At 65.1% G+C, this 21,833-nt stretch carries 23 protein-coding genes; 11 read left to right on the top strand and 12 right to left on the bottom strand.

Annotated features, from left to right (window positions below; genetic code table 11):
- Window positions 1-19: 19 nt before the first annotated feature.
- The 3 genes from AC3WJD_RS10700 to AC3WJD_RS10710 are packed head-to-tail and all read left to right on the top strand — an operon-like array spanning window position 20 to window position 2,822.
- Window positions 20-2,080, top strand: coding sequence for a S9 family peptidase (locus tag AC3WJD_RS10700; RefSeq protein WP_492746645.1), 2,061 nt, complete (start codon window positions 20-22; stop codon window positions 2,078-2,080).
- Window positions 2,077-2,478, top strand: a complete 402-nt coding sequence (locus AC3WJD_RS10705; RefSeq protein WP_492746611.1) for an acyl-CoA thioesterase — start codon at window positions 2,077-2,079, stop codon at window positions 2,476-2,478. Before AC3WJD_RS10700 ends, AC3WJD_RS10705 begins: the two co-directional genes overlap by 4 nt.
- A 17-nt stretch (window positions 2,479-2,495) precedes the next feature.
- On the top strand, window positions 2,496-2,822 hold the full coding sequence (locus AC3WJD_RS10710) for a GIY-YIG nuclease family protein (protein WP_492746646.1): 327 nt from the start codon (window positions 2,496-2,498) through the stop codon (window positions 2,820-2,822).
- A gap of 51 nt (window positions 2,823-2,873) precedes the next feature.
- Here AC3WJD_RS10710 and AC3WJD_RS10715 read toward each other — a convergent pair whose 3' ends face one another.
- From AC3WJD_RS10715 to AC3WJD_RS10735, 5 genes are all read right to left on the bottom strand, one after another.
- On the bottom strand, window positions 2,874-3,572 hold the full coding sequence (locus AC3WJD_RS10715) for an alpha/beta fold hydrolase (protein ID WP_492746612.1): 699 nt from the start codon (window positions 3,570-3,572) through the stop codon (window positions 2,874-2,876).
- 166 nt (window positions 3,573-3,738) lie between these two features.
- A complete protein-coding gene (locus AC3WJD_RS10720) occupies window positions 3,739-4,668 on the bottom strand; it encodes an electron transfer flavoprotein subunit alpha/FixB family protein (RefSeq protein WP_492746613.1) in 930 nt (309 codons plus the stop codon).
- A complete protein-coding gene (locus AC3WJD_RS10725; protein WP_492746614.1) occupies window positions 4,665-5,414 on the bottom strand; it encodes an electron transfer flavoprotein subunit beta/FixA family protein in 750 nt (249 codons plus the stop codon). The genes AC3WJD_RS10720 and AC3WJD_RS10725 overlap by 4 nt, the downstream gene beginning before the upstream one ends.
- Window positions 5,415-5,569: 155 nt before the next feature.
- Window positions 5,570-6,769: an ADP-forming succinate--CoA ligase subunit beta gene (sucC, locus tag AC3WJD_RS10730; protein WP_492746615.1), complete on the bottom strand. Its 1,200-nt coding sequence runs from the start codon at window positions 6,767-6,769 to the stop codon at window positions 5,570-5,572.
- A gap of 93 nt (window positions 6,770-6,862) precedes the next feature.
- The gene (locus tag AC3WJD_RS10735) at window positions 6,863-7,174 is read right to left on the bottom strand and encodes a hypothetical protein (protein WP_492746616.1); all 312 of its coding nucleotides are present in this window, start codon (window positions 7,172-7,174) and stop codon (window positions 6,863-6,865) included.
- Between the two features lie 76 nt (window positions 7,175-7,250).
- On the opposite strand from AC3WJD_RS10735, the gene AC3WJD_RS10740 reads away from it, so the two are divergent.
- The gene (locus tag AC3WJD_RS10740) at window positions 7,251-7,724 is read left to right on the top strand and encodes a sterol desaturase family protein (RefSeq protein WP_492746617.1); all 474 of its coding nucleotides are present in this window, start codon (window positions 7,251-7,253) and stop codon (window positions 7,722-7,724) included.
- On the top strand, window positions 7,721-8,122 hold the full coding sequence (locus AC3WJD_RS10745) for a hypothetical protein (protein ID WP_492746619.1): 402 nt from the start codon (window positions 7,721-7,723) through the stop codon (window positions 8,120-8,122). Before AC3WJD_RS10740 ends, AC3WJD_RS10745 begins: the two co-directional genes overlap by 4 nt.
- Here the strand turns inward: AC3WJD_RS10745 and AC3WJD_RS10750 are convergent.
- The 5 genes from AC3WJD_RS10750 to crtY are packed head-to-tail and all read right to left on the bottom strand — an operon-like array spanning window position 8,119 to window position 12,800.
- Entirely contained in the window at window positions 8,119-8,631 is a 513-nt protein-coding gene (locus AC3WJD_RS10750) for an O-acetyl-ADP-ribose deacetylase (RefSeq protein ID WP_492746620.1), read from the bottom strand. The two genes, AC3WJD_RS10745 and AC3WJD_RS10750, sit on opposite strands and share 4 nt — an antisense overlap.
- A complete protein-coding gene (locus tag AC3WJD_RS10755) occupies window positions 8,628-9,593 on the bottom strand; it encodes a phytoene/squalene synthase family protein (RefSeq protein ID WP_492746621.1) in 966 nt (321 codons plus the stop codon). Before AC3WJD_RS10755 ends, AC3WJD_RS10750 begins: the two co-directional genes overlap by 4 nt.
- Window positions 9,569-10,150, bottom strand: coding sequence for an LOG family protein (locus AC3WJD_RS10760; RefSeq protein ID WP_492746622.1), 582 nt, complete (start codon window positions 10,148-10,150; stop codon window positions 9,569-9,571). Before AC3WJD_RS10760 ends, AC3WJD_RS10755 begins: the two co-directional genes overlap by 25 nt.
- Window positions 10,147-11,640, bottom strand: a complete 1,494-nt coding sequence (locus tag AC3WJD_RS10765) for a phytoene desaturase (RefSeq protein ID WP_492746623.1) — start codon at window positions 11,638-11,640, stop codon at window positions 10,147-10,149. Before AC3WJD_RS10765 ends, AC3WJD_RS10760 begins: the two co-directional genes overlap by 4 nt.
- The gene (crtY, locus tag AC3WJD_RS10770) at window positions 11,637-12,800 is read right to left on the bottom strand and encodes a lycopene beta-cyclase CrtY (RefSeq protein WP_492746624.1); all 1,164 of its coding nucleotides are present in this window, start codon (window positions 12,798-12,800) and stop codon (window positions 11,637-11,639) included. Before crtY ends, AC3WJD_RS10765 begins: the two co-directional genes overlap by 4 nt.
- Before the next feature lie 101 nt (window positions 12,801-12,901).
- On the opposite strand from crtY, the gene AC3WJD_RS10775 reads away from it, so the two are divergent.
- From AC3WJD_RS10775 to AC3WJD_RS10795, 5 genes are all read left to right on the top strand, one after another.
- Window positions 12,902-13,834 carry a DUF808 domain-containing protein gene (locus tag AC3WJD_RS10775; protein ID WP_492746625.1) on the top strand — a complete coding sequence of 311 codons (933 nt, stop codon included), beginning with the start codon at window positions 12,902-12,904 and terminating at the stop codon, window positions 13,832-13,834.
- Window positions 13,835-13,910: 76 nt separating this feature from the next.
- On the top strand, window positions 13,911-14,495 hold the full coding sequence (locus AC3WJD_RS10780; protein ID WP_492746626.1) for a TetR/AcrR family transcriptional regulator: 585 nt from the start codon (window positions 13,911-13,913) through the stop codon (window positions 14,493-14,495).
- Between the two features lie 4 nt (window positions 14,496-14,499).
- On the top strand, window positions 14,500-15,288 hold the full coding sequence (locus tag AC3WJD_RS10785; RefSeq protein ID WP_492746647.1) for a sterol desaturase family protein: 789 nt from the start codon (window positions 14,500-14,502) through the stop codon (window positions 15,286-15,288).
- Window positions 15,245-15,643 carry a DUF2141 domain-containing protein gene (locus AC3WJD_RS10790; RefSeq protein WP_492746627.1) on the top strand — a complete coding sequence of 133 codons (399 nt, stop codon included), beginning with the start codon at window positions 15,245-15,247 and terminating at the stop codon, window positions 15,641-15,643. Before AC3WJD_RS10785 ends, AC3WJD_RS10790 begins: the two co-directional genes overlap by 44 nt.
- A 71-nt stretch (window positions 15,644-15,714) precedes the next feature.
- A complete protein-coding gene (locus tag AC3WJD_RS10795) occupies window positions 15,715-16,539 on the top strand; it encodes a MipA/OmpV family protein (protein ID WP_492746628.1) in 825 nt (274 codons plus the stop codon).
- Window positions 16,540-16,647: 108 nt separating this feature from the next.
- On the opposite strand, the gene AC3WJD_RS10800 is transcribed toward AC3WJD_RS10795, so the two are convergent.
- Window positions 16,648-16,950 (bottom strand): hypothetical protein, encoded by a 303-nt coding sequence (locus AC3WJD_RS10800; protein WP_492746629.1) that lies wholly within the window; start codon window positions 16,948-16,950, stop codon window positions 16,648-16,650.
- 27 nt (window positions 16,951-16,977) lie between these two features.
- Window positions 16,978-19,854 carry a M16 family metallopeptidase gene (locus AC3WJD_RS10805; protein ID WP_492746630.1) on the bottom strand — a complete coding sequence of 959 codons (2,877 nt, stop codon included), beginning with the start codon at window positions 19,852-19,854 and terminating at the stop codon, window positions 16,978-16,980.
- 229 nt (window positions 19,855-20,083) lie between these two features.
- Between AC3WJD_RS10805 and AC3WJD_RS10810 the strand changes: the two genes are divergently transcribed.
- Window positions 20,084-21,718: a M28 family metallopeptidase gene (locus AC3WJD_RS10810; RefSeq protein ID WP_492746631.1), complete on the top strand. Its 1,635-nt coding sequence runs from the start codon at window positions 20,084-20,086 to the stop codon at window positions 21,716-21,718.
- Window positions 21,719-21,833 lie beyond the last annotated feature (115 nt).

A 21,833-nucleotide genomic window follows, 5' to 3' on the forward strand; every position in this document is an offset into this window, starting at 1 on the left:
CCTCGCCCAGAAAGAGACGATGACCGAGCTTCCCGCACCGCCCAAGGCCGACCAGCGCCCGCACGAATATGCGCGCCATGGCCATACCATCCAGGATCCCTATCACTGGATGAAGGACCCGAGCTATCCGGAGGTCAACGACAAGGAGGTGCTCGACTATCTCAAGGCCGAGAACGCCTATTTCGACGCAGCGATGAAGCCGCGCGAGACGCTGGTCGACACGCTCTTCAAGGAAATGAAGGGTCGCATCAAGGAGGACGATTCGAGCGTCCCCCAGAAGGATGGCGACTGGATCTACTGGTATGCCTATCAGACGGGCGGGCAATACCCCATCCATTACCGCAAACCGGTTGCGGGCGGCGCGGACACGGTGCTGTTCGACGAGCCAAAGGAAGCCGAAGGCAAGGAATATTACCGGCTCGGTATTCTCGAGGTCAGCCCCGACGGCAAGCTGCTCGCCCATGCCGCCGACACCAATGGTTCGGAACGGTTCACTCTGAAAGTGCGCGAGATCGCGACGGGCAAGGAACTCGAGACGATCAGCGCCGTGGTCAACGGCGATGTCGTCTGGGCCTCGGATTCGAAGAGCCTCGTTTATACCGAGGTCAACGACCAGTGGCGAAGCTATCGCGCGCTGCATCACGTGCTCGGCACCGATCCCAAGACCGACAAGGTCATTTATGAGGAGAAGGACGAACTCGGTTTCCAGGTCGGCATCGGCGACACGCAGGACGAACAGTGGATCGTCATCGGCACCGGCGACAACCAGACGAGCGAGCTGCGCCTCGTCCCCGCATCAGACCCCGCAGCCGAACCGATCCTGATTTCGCCGCGCAAGACCAAGCGGCTCTATTCGGTCGATTCGGCGCACGGAAAACTGTGGGTGCTCACCAATGACGAGCATGTGAACTTCCGGCTCGCCGAAGCCGATCCCGGCAAGCCCGGCGAATGGAAGACCGTGATCCCCGGTACGGACCATGTCTATCTGACGGGTGTCGCGACTTTCAGGAAGCACATGATCCTCAGCCAGCGCGTCGACGGGCTCGATCAGATCATCCTGCGCGACTATGCGACGGGGAAGGAAAGCCGCGTCCCCTTTACCGAGGCGAGCTATTCGGCAGGGCTTTCGAGCAATCCCGAATATGATCCCGATGTCTATCGCATGAGCTATTCGTCGATGGTCACGCCGCGGACGACCTATGACTATGACCCGGCGAAGAACACGCTGACCACGCTCAAAGTGCAGGAAATCCCCTCGGGCTATGATCCGGGCCAGTATGCGACCGAGCGGCTGATGGTCACTGCGCGCGACGGCGCAAAGGTGCCCGTCTCGGTGGTCTACAAGAAGGGCTTCAAGAAGGACGGCGAGGGCAAGCTCTTCCTCTACGCCTATGGCGCCTATGGCTATGCGATCCCGCCAAGCTTCTCGACGGTCCGGCTGTCGCTGCTCGACCGTGGCTATGCCTATGCGATCGCGCATATCCGCGGCGGCGATGACCTTGGCTATAACTGGTATCTCCAGGGCAAGGCCGAGGCGCGCTGGAACACCTTCCATGACTTCGCGGATGTCGCAAAGGGGCTGGTCTATGCGAAGTTCACGAAGCCGGGCAACATCGCGATCAATGGCGGATCGGCGGGCGGCGAGCTGATGGGCGTCGTCTCCAATACCGATCCCGAGCTCTGGGGCGCGGTCGTGGCGGATGTGCCCTTTGTCGATGTGCTCAACACGATGCTCGACGAGACGCTGCCGCTCACGCCCGGTGAATGGCCCGAATGGGGCAATCCGATCACCGACAAGCAGGCATTCGAGCTGCTGCGTTCCTATTCGCCCTATGACAATGTCGAGGCCAAGCCCTATCCGCCGATGCTGATCACCGGCGGGCTCAACGATCCGCGCGTCACCTATTGGGAGCCCGCCAAATGGGCGGCGAAGCTTCGCGCGACCAAGACCGACAGGAACGTGCTGCTCCTGAAGACCAATATGGGCGCGGGGCATGGCGGCAAGTCGGGCCGCTTCGACAACCTCAAGGAGGATGCCGAGGCCTATGCCTTCGTCCTCTGGCAGATGGGAGGCGAATGAGCGGCTTCGAAAAGCGGATCACCGCCGAGCCCGGCGATATCGACGAGCTCGGCCATGTGAACAATGCGGTCTGGGTCCGCTGGATTCAGGACATGGCGGTGTCGCACTGGGCGGCGCGCGCCGATGCCGCGCATGCCGACGCCTATATCTGGGTCGTGGTGCGCCACGAGATCGACTATCTCGGCAATGTCGGGCCGGGCGAAAGCGTCTTCGCGCGCACCTGGGTCGACCCCGAAGGCCCGCGCGGCGCACGCTTCGACCGCCATGTCGAATTCACGGGCGAGGACGGCAAGGTAAAGGTCCGCGCCAGATCGACCTGGGCCATCATCGACCGCGCAACCGGCCGGATCCTGCGCGTTCCCAAGGAGGTGTCGGCGCGATTTCTCGCGCAGGCCTGAACCCTTCCTTGAGTGTCATTCCCGCAAAAGCGGGAATCCAGTACGATGCCCAACGTGGGCAAACATATCACGTTTACATCCTGGCCAGCGGCCGCAACGGCACACTCTATGCGGGCGTAACCGGATCGCTCGCGCATCGCATCTGGCAGCATCGCAATGGGCGCGCCGATGGGTTCACCAAGCGATATGGGGTGACGATGCTGGTACATGCCGAGGCGTTCGGGGATGTCGACGCCGCCATCGCCCGCGAGAAGGCGATCAAGAAGTGGCGCCGCGCGTGGAAGCTCGAACTGATCGAGCGCGACAATCCGGACTGGCGCGATCTTTTCGACGACCTTGCCTGAGTTTGGTATCGCACTGGATTCCCGCTTTCGCGGGAATGACACCAAAGGGCCTTACGCTTCGAGCGCCTTCAATATCGCGTCGATCGAGTCGGGCGATGTCGTGAAGCCCATATGGCCGCAAGCGACCTGAAGCGCATGGTCACGCTCGTGCGGCAGACCGCGCGACGTCGCGGGCGCCACGACGCCGTCATTCTCCGACCATAAAGCGAAGGTGGGCACGGGCGGCTTCTCGGTCAGGTTGACCGGAAGCGGGGTGCGATCGACCGGATGGCGGTTGATCAGCTCATAGAGCCGCCACGCATGATTGGCGCGCAGGTCGCCCGAAAAGGGGCTGCCCAGCGTGACCACACGCGATACGCGCTCGGGCCGATGCTTGGCATATTCGCGTGCGATCAGCCCGCCCAGGCTCCATCCGATCAGCGCGACCGGCTCGCCACATTCGCGCGCGATTCGATCCATCCGGCGATCTATCCGTTCCAGGATATCGGACCGGACGCCGAAGTTGCGCCCCTGCCCCCAGCCATAGGTCATGTAATTGGCGGATCGCAGCGTGCGGCGCAGCATCACCGTCGCGCCGTCGGATGCGAGAAAGCCCGGCAACACCATCACCGGCTTCAGCTTTCCGTCATGCTCGACCGGAAGAGCGGGACCATAGCGCCAGCCGCGCCGCAGATCGGCAAGCACGCGCACCTCACGCAACAACGCCCCCAACGGGGGCGCGCTGACGCTGTGCGTCCGCAGCTGGTTCACGACTCGCTCCATGACATTTTCATGACATGAAATAATTGCCAAGGACAGTAACAGTTCCGTCACATGCGTATTTTGCAGGTGCGAAGGAACCATTGCAGAGCGCGCAACGAAAAAGGCCCCGGCAATCGCCGAGGCCTTTCCCGTGACGAAAATCGTCGGATGAAGTTCAGAGTTTTTGAGTGAGCTCGGGCACAATCTTGAAGAGGTCGCCGACGAGGCCGATGTCCGCGACCTGGAAGATCGGCGCGTCCTCGTCCTTGTTGATGGCGATGATCGTCTTCGAATCCTTCATGCCGGCGAGGTGCTGGATCGCACCCGAGATGCCGACCGCGACATAGACTTCGGGGGCGACGATCTTTCCGGTCTGGCCGACCTGATAGTCGTTGGGGGCATAGCCCGCGTCGACCGCGGCACGCGACGCGCCGACCGCGGCGCCGAGCTTGTCGGCGAGCGGATCGATCATCGCGTGGAACTGTTCCGACGAGCCCAGCGCACGGCCGCCCGAAACGATCACCTTGGCCGAGGTCAGCTCGGGGCGCTCGGACTTGGCGATCTCGGCGCCGACAAAGCTCGACAGGCCGGCATCGCCCTTGCCCGAAACGGCCTCGACCGCGGCCGAGCCGCCGTCCTTGGCGGCCTTGTCGAAGGCGGTGCCACGCACGGTGATCACCTTCTTGGCGTCCGACGACTGGACCGTCGCGATCGCGTTGCCCGCATAGATCGGGCGCGTGAAGGTATCGGCGCCCTCTACCGAGAGGATGTCCGAGATCTGCGCGACGTCGAGAAGTGCTGCGACGCGCGGCGCGATGTTCTTGCCGTTCGAGGTGGCGGGCACGACGAACGCGTCATAGCCGGCCATCAGATCGGCGACCAGCGGCGCGACATTCTCGGCGAGCGCATGGCCATAGGCCGCGTCATCGGCGAGCAGAACCTTCGACACGCCCGCGATCTTCGCGGCTTCGTCCGCGGCGCCCTTGGCGCCCTGGCCTGCGACCAGCGCATGGACTTCACCCAGCTTGCCCGCGGCGGTCACCGCGGCCAGCGTCGCGTCCTTCACGGACGCATTGTCATGTTCGACGAGGACGAGGACGCTCATGCCGCCACTCCCAAAGCCTTGAGTTTCGCAACCAGTTCATCGACATCGGCAACCTTGACGCCCGCCTGACGCACGGGCGGTTCGGTAACCTTCAGCGTCTTCAGGCGCGGCGCTACGTCAACGCCGTAGTCGGCCGGGGTCTTCTGCTCGAGCGGCTTGGACTTGGCCTTCATGATGTTGGGAAGCGACGCGTAGCGCGGCTCGTTGAGGCGAAGGTCGGTCGTCACGATCGCGGGGAGCTTGAGCGATACGGTCTCGAGGCCGCCATCGACCTCGCGCGTCACCTTGGCATTTCCGCCGTCGATCTCGACCTTGGAAGCGAAGGTGCCCTGCCCCCAGCCCAGCAGCGCGCCGAGCATCTGGCCGGTCTGGTTCGAATCATCGTCGATCGCCTGCTTGCCAAGGATCACGAGCTGCGGCGCTTCGGCCTCGACGATCTTGGCGAGCAGCTTGGCCACCGCAAGCGGCTCGACCTCGCCCTCGGCGGTGATCAGGATCGCGCGGTCCGCACCCATCGCGAGCGCGGTGCGCAGCGTTTCCTGCGCCTTGGCCTCACCGATCGAGACCACGACGATCTCGGCGGCGACGCCCTTTTCCTTGAGGCGGATCGCTTCCTCGACCGAGATCTCGTCGAACGGGTTCATCGACATCTTGACGTTCGCCAGATCGACGCCCGAGCCATCCGCCTTCACGCGGGGCTTTACGTTAAAGTCAAGCACGCGCTTGACCGGGACCAGCACTTTCATGGGTCTGCCTTTCCTATTAGCCCAAACCTTCCTGGGGAGGAGATTCAAGCGATATTCGATCCTCCCGTCATTCCAGCGAAAGCGGGAATCCATGAACACGATCCTTTCCGGACGATTCTGTGTTCATGAAACCCGGATCAAGTCCGGGATGACGGCTACGCCGCCACCTTCACCTCTGCCACGATCTTCTTCGCCGCATCGCCCAAGTCGTTGGCCGGGACGATCGGGAGGCCCGATTCGGACAGGATCTTCTTGCCTTCGGCCACATTGGTGCCCTCGAGGCGGACGACCAGCGGCACCGAGAGGTTCACTTCCTTCGCCGCGGCGACGATGCCTTCCGCGATGATGTCGCAGCGCATGATGCCGCCGAAGATGTTGACGAGGATGCCCTTCACCGCAGGGTCGGAAAGGATGATTTTGAACGCCGCGGTCACCTTCTCCTTGCTGGCACCGCCGCCCACGTCGAGGAAGTTGGCGGGGAAGGCGCCGTTCAATTTGATGATGTCCATCGTCGCCATGGCAAGGCCCGCGCCATTGACCATGCAGCCGATATCGCCGTCGAGCTTGATATAGGCGAGGTCGTGCTTCGACGCCTCGAGCTCCATCGGATCCTCCTCGGTCTCGTCGCGGAGTTCCATCAGGTCCTTGTGGCGGAAGAGCGCATTCGAGTCGAAGCCGACCTTGGCGTCGAGGACCATCAGCTTGTTGTCGCCGGTGATCGCGAGCGGGTTGATCTCGATCTGCGCCGCATCGGTGCCGAGGAACGCGTCATAGAGCTTGGCCGCGACATTCTGCGCCTGCTTGGCGAGGTCGCCGGTGAGGCCCAGCGCAGCGGCGACCGCACGGCCGTGGTGCGGCATGAAGCCGGTGGCCGGGTCGATGTCGAGCGTGTGGATCTTCTCGGGCGTGTCGTGCGCGACGGTCTCGATGTCCATGCCGCCTTCGGTCGAAACGACCATCGCGACGCGACCGGTGGCGCGGTCGACGAGGACGGCGAGGTAGAATTCCTTTTCGATGTCGACGCCGTCGGTCACGTACAGGCGATTGACCTGCTTGCCCGCTTCGCCCGTCTGGATGGTGACGAGCGTGTTGCCGAGCATGTCGGCGGCGTGCGCCTTCACCTCGTCGAGCGTCCTGGCGAGGCGGACACCGCCCTTGGCGTCGGGGCCGAGTTCCTTGAACTTGCCCTTGCCGCGGCCGCCCGCATGGATCTGCGCCTTCACGACGTAGAGCGGCCCGGGGAGCTGCTTGGCGGCGTCGACCGCTTCCTCGACCGAGAGGGCCGCGTGGCCCGCGGGAACCGGCACGCCGAACTTCGCGAGCAGTTCCTTCGCCTGATATTCGTGGATGTTCATGGGCGGTCCAAGCCTTTCCGCATTGCAACAGGGAGAGTCGCAGGCGGCATAAGCATAGCTGGCCCCCGAAGGAAACCCCCCGCTTTCGGGTAGTCAGAGCCCGAGTGCGCAGACCCCCGCCGCCCTGGTCGTCTCCGCGAGTATCTCCGGATCGCGCAACGCACGCACCTTATGCAAGAATTCCGTAGCGGACAGGTCGGCGACACGATCATCCTTGAGGCTGGCGAGCGACTGGATGCGCTTTAGCTGGGTCAAGGAAAGTTCGTTGACCATGTGATCGGCCATGCACGTCGCCATCGCGGGCGAAAGACCGGCATCCTGGAGCCCGTTGCGCAAACGCGTCTCGGGCGTGGTGCAGGCGGACAGGGCGAGGAGCGGGATGAGTACGGCAGCGATACGAGTCATACATGGCTCATAGCCACAGTGCAGCGCCCGCGGAAGCGGGAATGACACCCGCGCCGATGACGACTATATCCCGCTCATGCACTGGTTCGCCGGCATCCTGCTCTTTCTGGCCACCATCGCCGCGATGGAGGGCATCGCCTATGCCGCGCATCGCTGGGTGATGCACGGTCCCGGCTGGTTCCTCCACAAGAGCCACCACCACCCGCGCACCGGCGCGTGGGAGCTGAATGATCTCTATGCGGTGATCTTCGCGATCCCCTCGATCGTACTCCTGATGGGCGGCGTCCAGCTTGGCTGGGGCGACTGGGCGACCTGGATCGGCGCAGGGATCGCCGCCTATGGCGCGATCTATTTCGGCTTTCACGACGTCATCGTGCATCGCCGCGTGACCCATCGCTACGTGCCGCGCTCGGGCTATATGAAGCGGATCATCCAGGCGCATCGCCTCCACCATGCGGTCGACACGCGTGTGGGGACCGTGAGCTTCGGCTTCCTCTGGGCACCGCGGCCCGCAGTGCTCAAGGCCCGACTGGCACGGCGGCAGCGGTGAAGGGCGCGCTCGACTGGCTGGCGCGCACGGCGATCGTCGCGCTCAGCATGGTCGCGACCCTCTCGATCATCGGCTCGATCGCCGCGATCCCGTCGGGCAGTATCGAGCAACGGCTGGGCATGGAAACCGCGCAGCGGGCGACCGATCCCATTGCCGGCACCGAGCACAAACCGCTGGCCTCGCCCGAGCCACGGCGCGGAACTGCGTCGGGGGCATCGCGTGACCCCGCGTTCGTCGCGCCACCATCGCAACCGCGCAACCCGCTTGAACCCTGGCTCGAATCAATCACATACGCGCTGATCGCGATCGCAGCATTGCTCGCGGCGGGGGTTTTCCTGCTCTGGCGCGCGCTCGGGCACTGGCGCCGGCTCGCCGATGCCGCCGAGCAGCGGCCCTAGCCGCCCAGCGCATCCCGATAGGCGCTCAGCACGTCATTGCCGAAGCACGCGAAGATGAGGTGCTCGATCTGCGGGTCGGCGTCGAGAAAGGTGCGGACCTCGCGCACCGCGATCGCGGTCGCCTGATCGACGGGATAGCCATAGATCCCGCAACTGATCGCGGGAAAGGCGATGCTGGTGACGCCGCTGTCGACCGCGATCGCAAGGCTGTTGCGATAGCAGGATGCGAGAAGCTCGGGCTCCCCAGCCCCTCCGCCCCGCCAGACCGGGCCGACGGTGTGGATCACATGGCGCGCGGGAAGACGATAGCCACGGGTGATCCGCGCCTCGCCCGTCGGGCAGCCACCGAGCGCGGCGCATTCGGCGAGCAGATCGGGGCCCGCCGCACGGTGGATGGCCCCGTCGACACCGCCGCCGCCAAGCAGGCTCGAATTGGCGGCGTTGACGATCGCGTCGACCTCGAGCCGCGTGATGTCGACCTGCAACGCTTCAATGCGGCTTGCATTCATCGCTTCGTCTCCCTTGGCCGCGTCCACAGCCCCTCGCGTGACGGCCGCGCGTCCGGCTCGCGCAGTGCCTGGGCAAAGGCCCGCACCACCCAGCCCAGCTTGGCGCGATGCGACGTCACCAGCCGGTGATCCCAGGCATCGTCCCCGCCGGCCGCCACGCCCCGCGCAATGTCGCCATAGATACCCGTCGCGGCGAGCACTGCCCAGCGCGCGCGAAAATCCAGGCCAGCCGCCCCGGCACGCGCCGATGCCTCGTACCCGGCGGCCATTTCGGCGAGCCATTTCGCCATCACCGAAAGCCTTGACCGGAACTGCGGCTTCATCTGCTCGCCAGGCGGGATGTCGAGTTCGACCAGCCAGTCGAGCGGCAGGTAGCAGCGCCCGGCACGGTCATCTTCCTCGATGTCGCGCGCGATATTGGCGAGCTGGAAGGCGATGCCGAGGTCGGCGGCACGATCGCGCGCGTCGATATCGCTGGCCTCCACCCCCATGACATGCGCCATCATCACGCCGACGACGCCCGCGACCTGATAGCAATAGGTCAGAAGATCATTCTCGCTGCGCGGCCGCCAGTCCGCCGCATCCATTGCGAAGCCGCGGATATGATTGCGCAGCAGCTCGTGCGGGATCGCGCATTCGCGGACGACATGGCCCAGCCCGTCAAAGGCGGGATTCCCGACAGTCTCGCCGGCGAGCGCGGCTTCGGTCATTGCCGATATCTCGGCAATCCGCGCCTGTGGGTCGGCAACGCGCGCCATCACGCCGCCATGGTCCTGACCGTCGGCGAGATCGTCGCATTTGCGGCACCAGGCATAGAGCAGCCAGGCGTGCTCGCGTGTCCTCCGGTCGAACAGCCGGCTCGCCAGCTCAAAGGAGCGCGAACCACGCGCGATACTCTCGCCCGCGGTCGCCACGAGCGCTTCACGGCTGGCGCCGGTCAAAGGTCCTTGCGGCCGATCCATTTGCCCGTTTGGGGCGGGACATAATCGGCGAGCAGGTCGATCAGGTCGGGAATGCTCTCCGCGACGATCAGCATGTCGCGATGGTCCTGCGTCAGGAAGCCCCGGACGACCATGCCGTCGAGGAAGGCAATCAGCGAGTCGTAATAGCCGCCGACATTGACGAGCGCGCAGGGCTTGGGGTGATAGCCGAGCTGGCCCCAGGTCCAGACCTCGAACATTTCCTCCATCGTCCCGATCCCGCCGGGCAGCGCGATGAAGCCGTCGGCGCGCTCGGCCATCAGCGCCTTGCGCTCGTGCATGTTGGCGGTGATGTGCAGTTCGGTGCAGCCATGATGCGCCAGCTCGCGCTCGACCAGTGCCTGCGGGATCACGCCGATCACTTCGCCCCCTGCCTCGATCGCGGCATCGGCGAGCACGCCCATCAGCCCGACATTGCCGCCGCCATAGACGAGCCCGATCCTCGCCTCCGCCAGTTCGCGGCCGAGCGCCTCCGCCGCGTCGCGGTACATCGGATCGAAACCCGGGCTCGACCCGCAGAACACCGTGAAGCGCGTCATCGTCTCAAATCCTCCAGCATCAGTGCAGCAGTGGCCTTGGCGCTCGCGACGACGCCCGGAATGCCCGCCCCCGGATGCGTGCCCGCGCCCGCGAAGTAAAGATTGGAAATCGCATCGTCGCGATTATGCGTCCGGAACCACGCGCTCTGCGTCAGGATCGGCTCGAGCGAGAAGGCGCTGCCGTGGTGCGCGTTGAGGTCGGCGGCAAAATCGCTCGGCGCATAGTGGAACCTGGTCACGATGCGCGAGTGGATATCGGGGATCAGCCGGCGGCCGATCTCGTCAAGGATGCGCTTTTCGAGGATCGGGCCGATCTCGGCCCAGTCGACGGGCAGCTTGCCTAGGTGGGGCACGGGGGCGAGCGCGTAGAAGGTCGAGTGGCCTTCGGGCGCGAGCGATGGATCGGTCACCGTCGGGTGATGGAGATAGAGCGCGAAATCCTCGCTCAGCACGCCGTGCTCGAAAATGTCGGTAAGCAGTTCCCGATAGCGTGGGCCGAACAGGATCGAATGATGCGGAATCCCCGGCCAGGTGCCCGTGATGCCAAAATGGACGATGAACAGCGAGGGCGAGAAACGCTTGGTAGAGAGCGCCTGCGCCACGCGCGCGCCACGGCGATTGCCGGCGAGCAGGTCGCGATAGCTGTGCACGATGTCCGCATTGCTCGCCACCGCATCGGCATCCATCCGCCAGCCGCTGACGGTCCGCACGCCCGTCACGCGATCGCCGACGGTCTCGATCTCGGCGACCGGATCGCCCAGCCTGAGCGTGCCGCCGAGCCGCTCGAAATGCCTGACCATGCCGGCGACGAGCTGGTTGGTGCCGCCTTTGGCGAACCACACGCCGTCCTTTTTCTCGATCGTGTGGATCAGCGCATAGATCGCGCTCGTCGTCATCGGATTGCCCCCGACGAGCAGCGTGTGGAAGCTCAGCGCCTCGCGCAGCTTCTCGTTCTGCACGAACTGCGCGACGATCGAATAGACCGAACGCCAGGCCTGATGGCGGATGAGCGCGGGCGCCGCGCGTGCCATCGACGCGAGGTCGAGAAAGGCCGTCGCGCCCAGCTTCTCATAGCCCTCGGCATGAACCCCCGCCGAATAGTCGAGGAATTTCTCGTAACCCTGCAGATCCATCGGATTGAGCCGCGCGATCTCGGCGCGCAGCTGGGCCTCGTCGTTCGAATAGTCGAACTGCGTGCCGTCGGGCCAGTTGAGCCGGTAAAAGGGCGAGACGGGTTCGAGCGTCACGTCATCCGACATCGAGCGTCCCGAAAGCGCCCAGAGCTCGATCAGGCAGCGTGGATCGGTGATCACGGTGGGGCCGGCATCGAAGGTGAAGCCGTCCCTTTCCCAGTAATAGGCGCGCCCGCCCGGCTTGTCGCGCGCCTCGATGATCGTGGTTTCGACCCCCGCTGATTGCAGCCGGATCGCCAGCGCCAGCCCGCCGAACCCCGCCCCGATAACTGCCGCCCTCTTTCCGCCCAGGCTCAAGCGCGTTTCTCCCTGATCGCCGCGATCGCCCGGCGGACGGACACCGGCGGCTTCCCGCTGAGGATCCGCAGCTTGTCCAGCGCCGTCGAGCGCGCGGCATAGAAGCGGGATATCAGCGCGGGATCAAGCCGGTAGAAGCGTTCAAGGATTCGGTAGCGCTGCGCAGGCTCGGCCGCGCGGAAAAGCATGGTGTTGAGCAACCGGTAGAAGCGCCGGTCGCGCCATATATCGCGCGCATGTTCGAAAAGGCGGTCGTGCAGCGCCTCGCCCTCGAAATCCGCAAGATCCGCGACGAGGATCGCGGTCCTGACCGCGTCGGGAAGCGAATAGCCCGTAGCCGGATGGAACAGCGCGGCGCGCATCCCGGCCTTGGGCACCTGCGTGCCCCCCATGTCCCAATAGCGTTCGAAATCGCCCCCCATGCAGACGGGCAACACGCCGGTTTCCTCCCGTGCGACATGATCCACGCGCCAGCCCTGTGCGCCCGCATAGTCGGCGATCCGCCTGCGCAGCGTGGTGCTGTCGAGATCGGGCCGGTCGGCATAATAGGTATCCTCGACGAAGATGCGTTCCTCGGCGAAGGGCAGGGTGTAGACGAAGCGATAGCCGTCGTCCTGTGGCACCGTCGCGTCCATCACCATCGGGTGGTCGCGGTGGTGTGGATCGGTGAGCACCAGCTCCTGCCCAAGGAACTTCTGCCAGCCGAGATCGAGTGCCGAGAAGTCGGCGGCGCCGCGCGCATCGATTACGCCCTGCGCGCGCACGCGATCCCCTCCCGCCAGTACGACGCTGGTCCGCGTCAGCGCAGCGACACGGCGCTCGGTCATCAGCGCCTTTCGCGGCAAGGTCGCGCGGACGTGCCGGTCGAGCGTTTCCGACAGGATCGCATAATAACGCTCGCCCAGGCGCCGGCGGTGCGCGGGAAAGGCGACCTCATGCCCGCCCCACATATATGCAACCGCGGGGGCGATGAGCGCGCGGTGCTCGGGCGCGACGTCGCTGCCGAAAAAGGACCAGATATGGTCGCCGCCGATCACGGGGCTCGCCTCGATCAGCCGGACGTCGAGCCCGGGCCGCCGCGCATGCAGCGCGAGCGCGATCAGCGAGCCCGCCAGGCCGCCACCAACAATCGCAATGTCACAGGATATCTTGCTAGGCATTTGGCCCCGGCCCTACAGAGCTTTTTGAGAAAGCTCAAAGGGCTGGAGTCGCGCCGCGCGACTTTGCGGCGACCGGGCGGAAAAAGGGGATCAGGAACATCATGCCATCGGGACTTGCAGCCCTGCTCGACGACGTTGCGGGCATCGCCAAGCTGGCCGCGGCCTCGGTCGACGACGTTTCGGCGGCGGCGGGCAAGGCGGGCACCAAGGCGGCGGGCGTCGTGATCGACGATACCGCGGTGACCCCGCGCTATGTCGTCGGCTTCCATCCCGATCGCGAACTGCCGATGATCTGGCGCATCGCGCTGGGCTCGCTCAGAAACAAGCTCGTCTTCCTGCTGCCCGCCGCGCTGCTGCTCAGCGCCTTCGCAGATTGGGCGATTACGCCGCTGCTGATGCTGGGCGGCGCCTATCTCTGCTTCGAGGGCGCCGAAAAGGTGATCGAGGCAGTGTTTGGCCATGACGAGGCCGGTCCCGCCGAAGCCGGAGAAGAGGTCGACGACCCCGCGCATCTCGAACAGCAAAAGGTGGCGGGCGCGATCCGCACTGACTTCATCCTTTCCGCCGAAATCATGGCGATCGCGCTCGCCGATGTGGCGGAGCGGCCGATCTGGACACAGGCCGTCGTGCTCGCGCTCGTCGGCATCCTCGTGACCGTTGGTGTATACGGCGTCGTCGCGATGATCGTGAAGATGGACGATATCGGCCTCCATCTCGCCGAAAAGCCCGCAGCGCTCGCGCGCAGCATCGGCCGTGGCCTCGTGAAGGCGATGCCCACGCTGCTCTCCGCGCTGTCGACGATCGGCACGGCGGCGATGATCTGGGTCGGTGGCGGGATCATCGTTCACGGGATCGAGGAATATGGCCTGACCACGATCCCGCACTTCATCCACCACAGTGCTGAAGTGGCCGCGCATGCGACGCCCGTCGCGCAGGGTCTCGTCGAATGGGCGGTGGGCGCGATCGGCGCGGGGATCATCGGCCTCGCCATCGGCGGCGTCATCGTCGCTGTGGCGCACAGGGTGAAGCACTGACCGACGCGCGCTTGCATTCTGTATCGCTTCGCAGAAAAGTGGCGATCCCGAGTAAGTCCGCGAACGAGTAAAAACATTGATCAAGCCAGCCCGCGGGCGTCCGCGCAGCTTCAACGCCGAGGCGATGCTCACCATCGTCGCGGACCGGTTTCGCGATGGCGGTTATTCGGCGACTTCGCTCGATGCGATCGCCGAGGCGACGGGGCTCAACCGCCCCAGCCTCTATGCCGCCTATGGCGACAAGAAGGCGATGTACCTCGCCGCACTCGCGCGCGTGCATGACGGCACGGCACGTATTTTCGACCGGATAGACGCCGCCGCGCCCGACCTGCGCGATTCGGTCGCGATGCTCTTCGCCGCGTCGATCGCGAGCTACCTCGCCGGTCCCCACGGGGCGCGCGGCTGCCTCGCCATCGGCACCGCGCCGGCCGAAGCAGTGATGGACGCCGATATCCGCGCCGCGCTCGATCATCTCGTCGCCCTCATCGATGCGCGTATAGCTTTATGGTTCGTCGCGCGCGGCGCCTCCGACGGCGCGGCACGCGCGCGGCTCGTCGGATCGGTACTGCACTCGCTTGCCGTCCGGGCACGCGCGGGCGCCCCGCGCGAAACGCTCGAAGCGATCGCCGCCGATGCGATCGAACTGCTCGTGCCGCGCTGAGGCGATGGACGCGGCGCTCGCCATTGCGCTCTCGGCGTTTGCGATGACGCTGATCGTCGGTGCGCGTTATCTGGCTGCGAGCGGCGGCTTCGCGCTCGTAACGCGGATCATGCATCGCGGCCTCTATTCCGGGCTCGACGCGCAGATGCGCCGCGAGATTGGCTGGTCGCTCGCAAGCGCCGCAATCTACGGCATTCCCGCGGGCATCGTCGCATGGGGCTGGCAGAACCGCGGCTGGACGCAGGTCTATTGGGACGTCGGCGACCGGCCGTTCTGGTACTGGGCGCTATCGGTGCTGCTCTACCTCGCGCTGCACGATGCGTGGTTCTACTGGACGCATCGCTGGATGCACCGTCCGTGGCTGTTCCGCATCGCGCACGCAGTCCACCACCAGAGCCGCCCGCCCACCGCCTGGGCGGCGATGAGCTTTCATCCGGCAGAGGCGATCACCGGCGCCGTCGTCATTCCTGCGCTGGTCTTCCTCGTCCCCATCCATGTCGGTGCGCTGGCGCTTGTGCTGGCGATCATGACGGTTATGGGTGTGACCAACCATATGGGGTGGGAGATATTTCCGCGCTTCGTCCATTCCGGGTCTTTGGGGGGCTTGCTGATCACCGCGAGCCATCATCAGCGGCACCATCAGCAATACAGGTGCAACTATGGGCTCTATTTCCGTGTCTGGGATCGACTGTGCGGCACCGATCAGGGGCTTGGAGACTTTGACTTGCCGGATCGCGATCACGGCGCTGATGATGTTGACGCTGGGCGGCGCGACCGGGACGGGGTCGCTTGAGCTCGAATTCGAGAAGCTGCGCTCGAGCAAGGGCCTGATCCGGATCTGCCTGACGACCAGCTCCGCGCATTTTCCCGACTGCAAGGGCGATCCTGGCGCAATCACGCGCTCGATCGCGGCCGATCAGCCACGTACGCGCTTCGATGCGCTCCCTGTAGCAGATTATGCGATTGCGGTGATCCATGACGAGAACGGCAATGCGAAGCTGGATAGCGTCGCGGGCATCCCTCGCGAGGGATTCGGCTTCTCGCGCAACCCCGCGATCGGCTTCGGGCCACCGCGTTTTGTTGCGGTGCGTTTCGCGATCGGTGCGGGAATGACGCGTCAGACCGTGCGGATGCGCTACCTGCTCTGACGGGCAAACCGCAACTAATTGACCTCGCGCCACGTTTCTGTTGCGTAACGCCGACAAAAGGGAGCCGTTGCATGACCGTCCAAACGATCCGCCTGCTCATGTTGCCCGTCTTCGCCCTGTGCGCGGCATCGCCCGCGCTGGCGCGCGAGGACGACACGGTCACGGTCGGCGCCGGTGTCGTTTATGGCCCCTCCTACGAAGGATCGGACGACTATATCGTCTTCCCCGGCGCGCAGGCACGCGGTCAGGTCGAGGGCTATCGCTTCTTCACGCGCGGTCTCCAGCTGTTTGTCGATGGCATCTCCGAGCCGGCGGACGAAACGCTCGATCTCTCCTTCGGCCCCGTGGCAGCGGTGCGGCTCAGCCGCGTGACGAGCATCAAGGACGATCAGGTCCGCGCGCTCGGCAAGCTCGATCCGGCGATCGAGGTCGGCGCCTTTGTCGGCATTGCCAAGACGGGGGTGATTACCAGCGCCTATGACACGCTGGCGTTCCGCGTGGCGTTCAGCGCCGACGTCGCGGGCGCGCACGAAAGCTATGTCATCACCCCAGCGATCGAATACGGCACACCGCTCAGCAAGCAGACTTATGTCGGGATCGGCGTTTCCGCCGACTATGTCGGCGACCGCTATGCGCGCTACTATTTCAGCGTCAGCCCCGCGGGCGCGGCGGCGAGCGGGCTGTCGCCCTTCGACGCCGAAGGCGGGTTCAAGAACATCACCTTCAACCTGCTCGGCGCGCAGTCGCTCTCGGGCGACCTGCGCACCGGCTGGTCGCTCTTCGCGGTGGGCAGTTATTCAAGGCTGCTCGGCGACTTCAAGCGCAGCCCGATCGTCAGCGAAGCGGGCGATGCCGACCAGTGGATCGGCGCGATCGGCGTCGCCTATACCTTCTGATATTCCCCAACCGTCATGCCAGCGAACGCTGGCATCTGCCAACGAGATCGCGCTTGATCCGATGGCAGACCCCAGCTTTCGCTGGGGTGACGTGAGGAATAAGTCCGATCAGGCCTGGCGCGTCCCCGTCAGCGGGAAGCTGCCGAACGCACCCGCGCCCGCGCTGCCGGCGATCGTGTCGCCGTCAACCTTCGCGCTGCAATCGAGCGTCATCGGCATCGGCACCTTGATGTTCATCTTCCAGCTGATCGTGTCGCCGTCGATCGTGCCATCCTCGATCTCCATCGCGCCCATCGCGCCCGTCATCGTGCCGTTGAAGGCGTTGCCGCTGCTGTTCACCGTCAGCACGGCCTTCTGGTCGCCCAGCGGCGACTTGATCACGCAATCCCAGGCGCCGTCCACATTGGCCATGTCAAATCCTCCCTTGGTTCATAACAATCACTGTGCCGACGGCACGACCTCGACCGGCAGCCCCAGCGCGTCAAGCTGGCTGCGTACCTTGTCGGCATCGCCGACCACCACCCAGAGCATCCGGTCCGCCTTGATCGCATCGCGCGCGGCCTTGTCGAGATCGGCGGCGGTCATCGCGCGATAGCGCGCCGCGAGCGTGTCGTAATAGTCGTCCGACCGCTGGTAAAGCACATTGCGCTGCATCCCGCCGAGAACATCGGCGGCGGTCTCGTAGCTGCCGGGCAGTTCGCGGATGCTGCCGTTCTTGGTGCGCTCGAGTTCCTCGGGCGTCACGCCCTTGTTGGTCAGGAAAGCCGCCATCTGTTCCTGCAGCGCCTTGACCGAGGGGCCCGTCTTGTCGGCCTGGACCGGCGCGAAGACGAGATAGGGCACCTGCTCGACCACGCGGTTGACCTGCGCGCGCACGCCATAGGACCAGCCCTTGGTCTCGCGCAGGTCCATGTTGATCCGCGACAGGAAATTGCCGCCGAGCACATCATTGGCGGAAAGCAGCGTCGTGATCTCCTCGGTGCCCTTGAGCGGAAGAATCTCGCCGCCGAGGATCAGCGACTGCGGCGAATCCTTGCGGTCGACCAGCACGATGCGCGGCTGCGGTGCAGGAATTGCGGCGCCGAAGTCCTTCTTGCCGGGCTTGCCCTTGGCCTTCCACTTCCCGAAGTGCTGCTCGAGCAGTGGCGTTATCGTCTCCAGCGGCTGGTCGCTCACGACGAAGATCGTCGCCTTTTCAGGCCGGAACCAGGCGCCGTGGAATGCGGTGAGGTCCTTGCGGCTGACCTTCGCCACGGCCTTGGGATCGCCCGTGCCGGTAAACGGCACGCCATAGGGATGCTGCGCGCCATAGAGCAGCGGCGGCAGCGTGCGGAGCGCAAGGCCCTGCGGCTGCGTCATCTCGTCGGAGATGCGCGCGAGCTGCTGGACGCGCAGACGCTCGACCTCGGCCGGCGCGAAGGCCGGGTTCCTGATGATGTCGCCATAGAGGTCGAGCGAGGGCGCCAGATTGTCCGACAGCGCGAAGAGGTTGACCATCGTCCGGTCCATCGACGCATAGTTGCTGATCGTGGCGCCGAGGATTTCCTGCCGCTCCGCGATCTGCACCGAGTTGAGCGTCTTCGTCCCCTCGTCGAGCAGCGCAAGCATCAGCGACTGCGTGCCGAGCTTGGCCTTGGGATCCGCAGCATTGCCCGCGTCGAAGCTCATCGACACCTGCGTGATCGGCACCGCGTCGCGGTGCGCATAGATGATCTGGATGCCGTTGGAGAGCTTGGCGCGCGTCACCGTCGGGAAGTCGAGGTCGGCGATCGGGCCGACATCGGGCAGCTTCGAGCGATCGACCGCTGGCGCGCGTGCGGGCGCGGCCTCGGCGGGAATCTTCGAGGGCGCAGCCATCGGCTTCTCGCCCTTCTTCGGCGCGCGATAATAGGCGGGCGCGAAGCCGCCCCGCGACGCCTTGGCCTCTTCATAGGGATCGCGCTCGCCGGGCACCACGCTCAGCGCATAGACCGGGCGGCCCAGCCATTTCTGCATCGCCGCCGTTACCTGCGCGGGCGTCGCTGCCGCATAGGCCGCGAGCTGCTTCTTGTAGAAGTCTGCGTCGTCCGAATAGAGTTCCCCCTCGGCCAGTGCGACCGCCTTGCCGCCGAAGCCGCCGACCGATTCAAGCCCTGAAATCCGGCTCGCCACGGTCCGCGTCGCGACGCGCTTCACCTCTTCAGCGGTCGGGCCGTTCCTGAAATAGTCGGCGAGGATCGCGTCGAGCCGTTTCGAAACCATCGCGGCGTCGACGCCCGGCTTCACGTCGACCTGAACCTCGAACATGCTCAGCTGCGCGAATTGCTGGAGGTCCGCCGAAACACGCACCGCGAGCTTTTCGTCGCGCACGAGGATGTTGTCGAGCCGCGAGCTGGCGAGCCCGCCGAGTACGGTTGCGCCGACCGAAAGCGGCACCGCATCGGGATCGTTGAGGCCCGGCACGATCCAGTCGCGATAGATCCGCGTCGTCGCGACGCGGTCCTTCATCACCTCGTCCTTGCGGCTGGCCAGCGTCGGGATCGGCGTGTTCACCTTACCCTGCTCGGGGCCGCGCGCGATGTCGCCGAAATATTTCTCGACCATCGGCTTTGCGGTCGCGACGTCGATATCGCCCGCAAGCACGAGGATCGCGTTGTTGGGGCCGTAATGCTGGCGGAACCAGTTCTTCACGTCCTCGAGGCTGGCGGCGTCGAGATCGGCCATCGAGCCGATCGTCGAATGGCCATAGGGGTGATCGGCGGGCAGCATCGCCGCGATCTGCGCATATTCGACCAGGCCATAGGGCTGGTTGTCGCCCTGGCGCTTTTCGTTCTGGACGACGCCGATCTGGTTGGTCAGCTTGTCCTGCGTCACCGCGCCGAGCAGATGCCCCATGCGATCGGATTCGAGGAACAGCGCGCGCTCGAGCGCGGCGGCCGGCACCGTTTCGAAATAGTTGGTGCGGTCGAACCAGGTGGTGCCGTTGAAGTCGGTGGCGCCGACCTGCTGGAGCGGCTCGAAGAAATCGCCCGGCGCGTTCTCCGACCCGTTGAACATCAGATGCTCGAAAAGATGCGCAAAGCCCGTTTTGCCCTTGGGCTCGTGCTTCGATCCGACATCGTACCATACCGACACCGCGACGATCGGCGCCTTGCGGTCGGTATGGACGAGCACGCGCAGCCCGTTGGCGAGCGTGAAGGCCTGATAGGGAATATCGACCTTCTGGATGAGCGTGCTGACCGGAACCGGGGTCGGCTCGCTGGTCTGGGCGGTTGCGGGGAACGAAGACAGTGCGATCAGGGGCACGGCGAAGAGGCCGGCAAGCATATGACGCATCAAGACATCCTTTTTCGGAACCTGCCGGGACCATAGCAGCCGCCATCTCACTGACAAGCGGCGCTTCTGCAAAGCGCCAACGGGCGCCGACGAAGCCGACATGCCGCCCATCACATCCCCTCCCCGTCGCTGTTATCCGCCGCGCGAATTCGTTTCAGCTGCACCTTTCTCCATCCCCGGATATGCGATACGCCTCACGCGATCGGACACGCCATCACAAGGACATGCAATGCAATTTCGGACAATCGCAGCGGCACTGGCGCTGGCATCGGCTTCCACCGCGGCGATCGCGCAATCGGACAGCACGCCCGAATTCAGGCCCGAAGCCGTCCGCGCGCATGTCGAATTTCTGGCGGACGACCTGCTCGAAGGGCGTGACGCAGGTACGCGCGGCTACGACATCGCCGCGCATTATGTGGCATCTCACTTCGAGGCGCTCGGCCTGAAGCCTGCGGCCGAGGGCGGCTGGTATCAGCAGGTGCCCTTTGTCGAGATGAAGCTCAAGGCCAAGGACAGCGCCGCGCTGACGATCGGCGGCACGCGCTTCCCCAATGCGGGCGACGTGCTGATCGGTGCCAAGGGCGGCGACACGCGTGACAGTGTGGAAGGCCAGGTGGTCTTCGTCGGCTTCGGGCTCGACAAGCCCGAGCTCGGCTTCGACGACTATGCGGGACTCGACGTCCGCGGCAAGATCGTTGCGGTGCTGAGCGGATCGCCCAAGGGCACGCCAAGCGAGATCGGCGCGCATCTCGCGTCCGAAAAGGCCAGGATGGCCGCGGCGCACGGCGCGATCGGCATGATCTCGATCCAGACGCTCGAACGGCAGAAGGCGCGCCCCTGGGCGCGGACGGTGCAGTTCGCTGGCGAACCCGACATCGCCTGGGCCGACGCATCGGGCAAGCCGCACAGCGCAACGCCGGGCATCCGCTTCAGCGCGACGCTCAACACCCCCGCGGCACAGGCGCTGTTCCAGGGCGCACCCAAAGCGCTGCCCGCCATTCTGGCGCAGGCCGACAAGAAGGGCGGCAAGCCAAAGGGTTTCGTGCTGAAACCGACGGTGAAGATGGAGCGCGAGGTCGAACAGCGCCGTTTCACCAGCCCCAATGTCGTGGCGGTGCTGCCGGGATCGGACCCCGCACTGGCGCATGAATATGTCCTGCTGATGGCGCATCTCGACCATGAGGGTGTCAAGGACAACGGCAAGGACGGCGACAAGATCTACAACGGCGCGATGGACAATGCCGCGGGCGTCGCGACGATGCTCGAGGTGGCACGTGCAATGGCGGCCGCGCCCGAAAGGCCCAAACGTTCGGTCGTATTCGCCGCGGTCACTGCCGAGGAAGACGGGCTGCTGGGTTCCGAATATCTAGCGCAGCATCCGCTCGCCAAGGACGGGAAGGTCGTCGGCGTCGTCAACCTCGATATGCCGATTCTGCTCTACGACTTCACCGACGTCATCGCCTTTGGCGCGGAGCATTCGACGCTCGGCCCGATCACCGAAAAGGCCGCGGAAAGTGCGGGCGTCAAGCTCTCGCCCGATCCGCTGCCCGAGGAAGGCCTGTTCACGCGCTCGGATCACTACCGCTTCGTCCAGCAGGGAATCCCCTCGATCTTCCTTATGACGGGCTTCGCCAATGGCGGCGAAAAGGCGTTCCAGAGCTTCCTCGCGACGCATTATCACCGCGTCAGCGATCAGATCGACCTGCCCTTCAACTGGGAGGCGAGCGCCAAATTCGCGAAGATCAATTATGGGATCGCGAAGGAGATCGCGGACGCCCCCACCGCGCCGCGCTGGTATGCCGGCAGCTTCTTCGGCAACGCCTTCGCTGCGACGCAGGACAAGGCGCAACGCGCGGGCGATTGATCCAGTTATCCGATTCTTCCCGGGCGCTGCTGCCCGGGGAGGGTTTCGTAATCACCAAAAAACGCTGTCCTACATTGCCGTTCCCTGACATCGTGCCGCCCTCGCTATCGGAACA

The sequence above is a fragment of the Sphingobium sp. FW306-1B-F04DB genome (assembly GCF_058781925.1).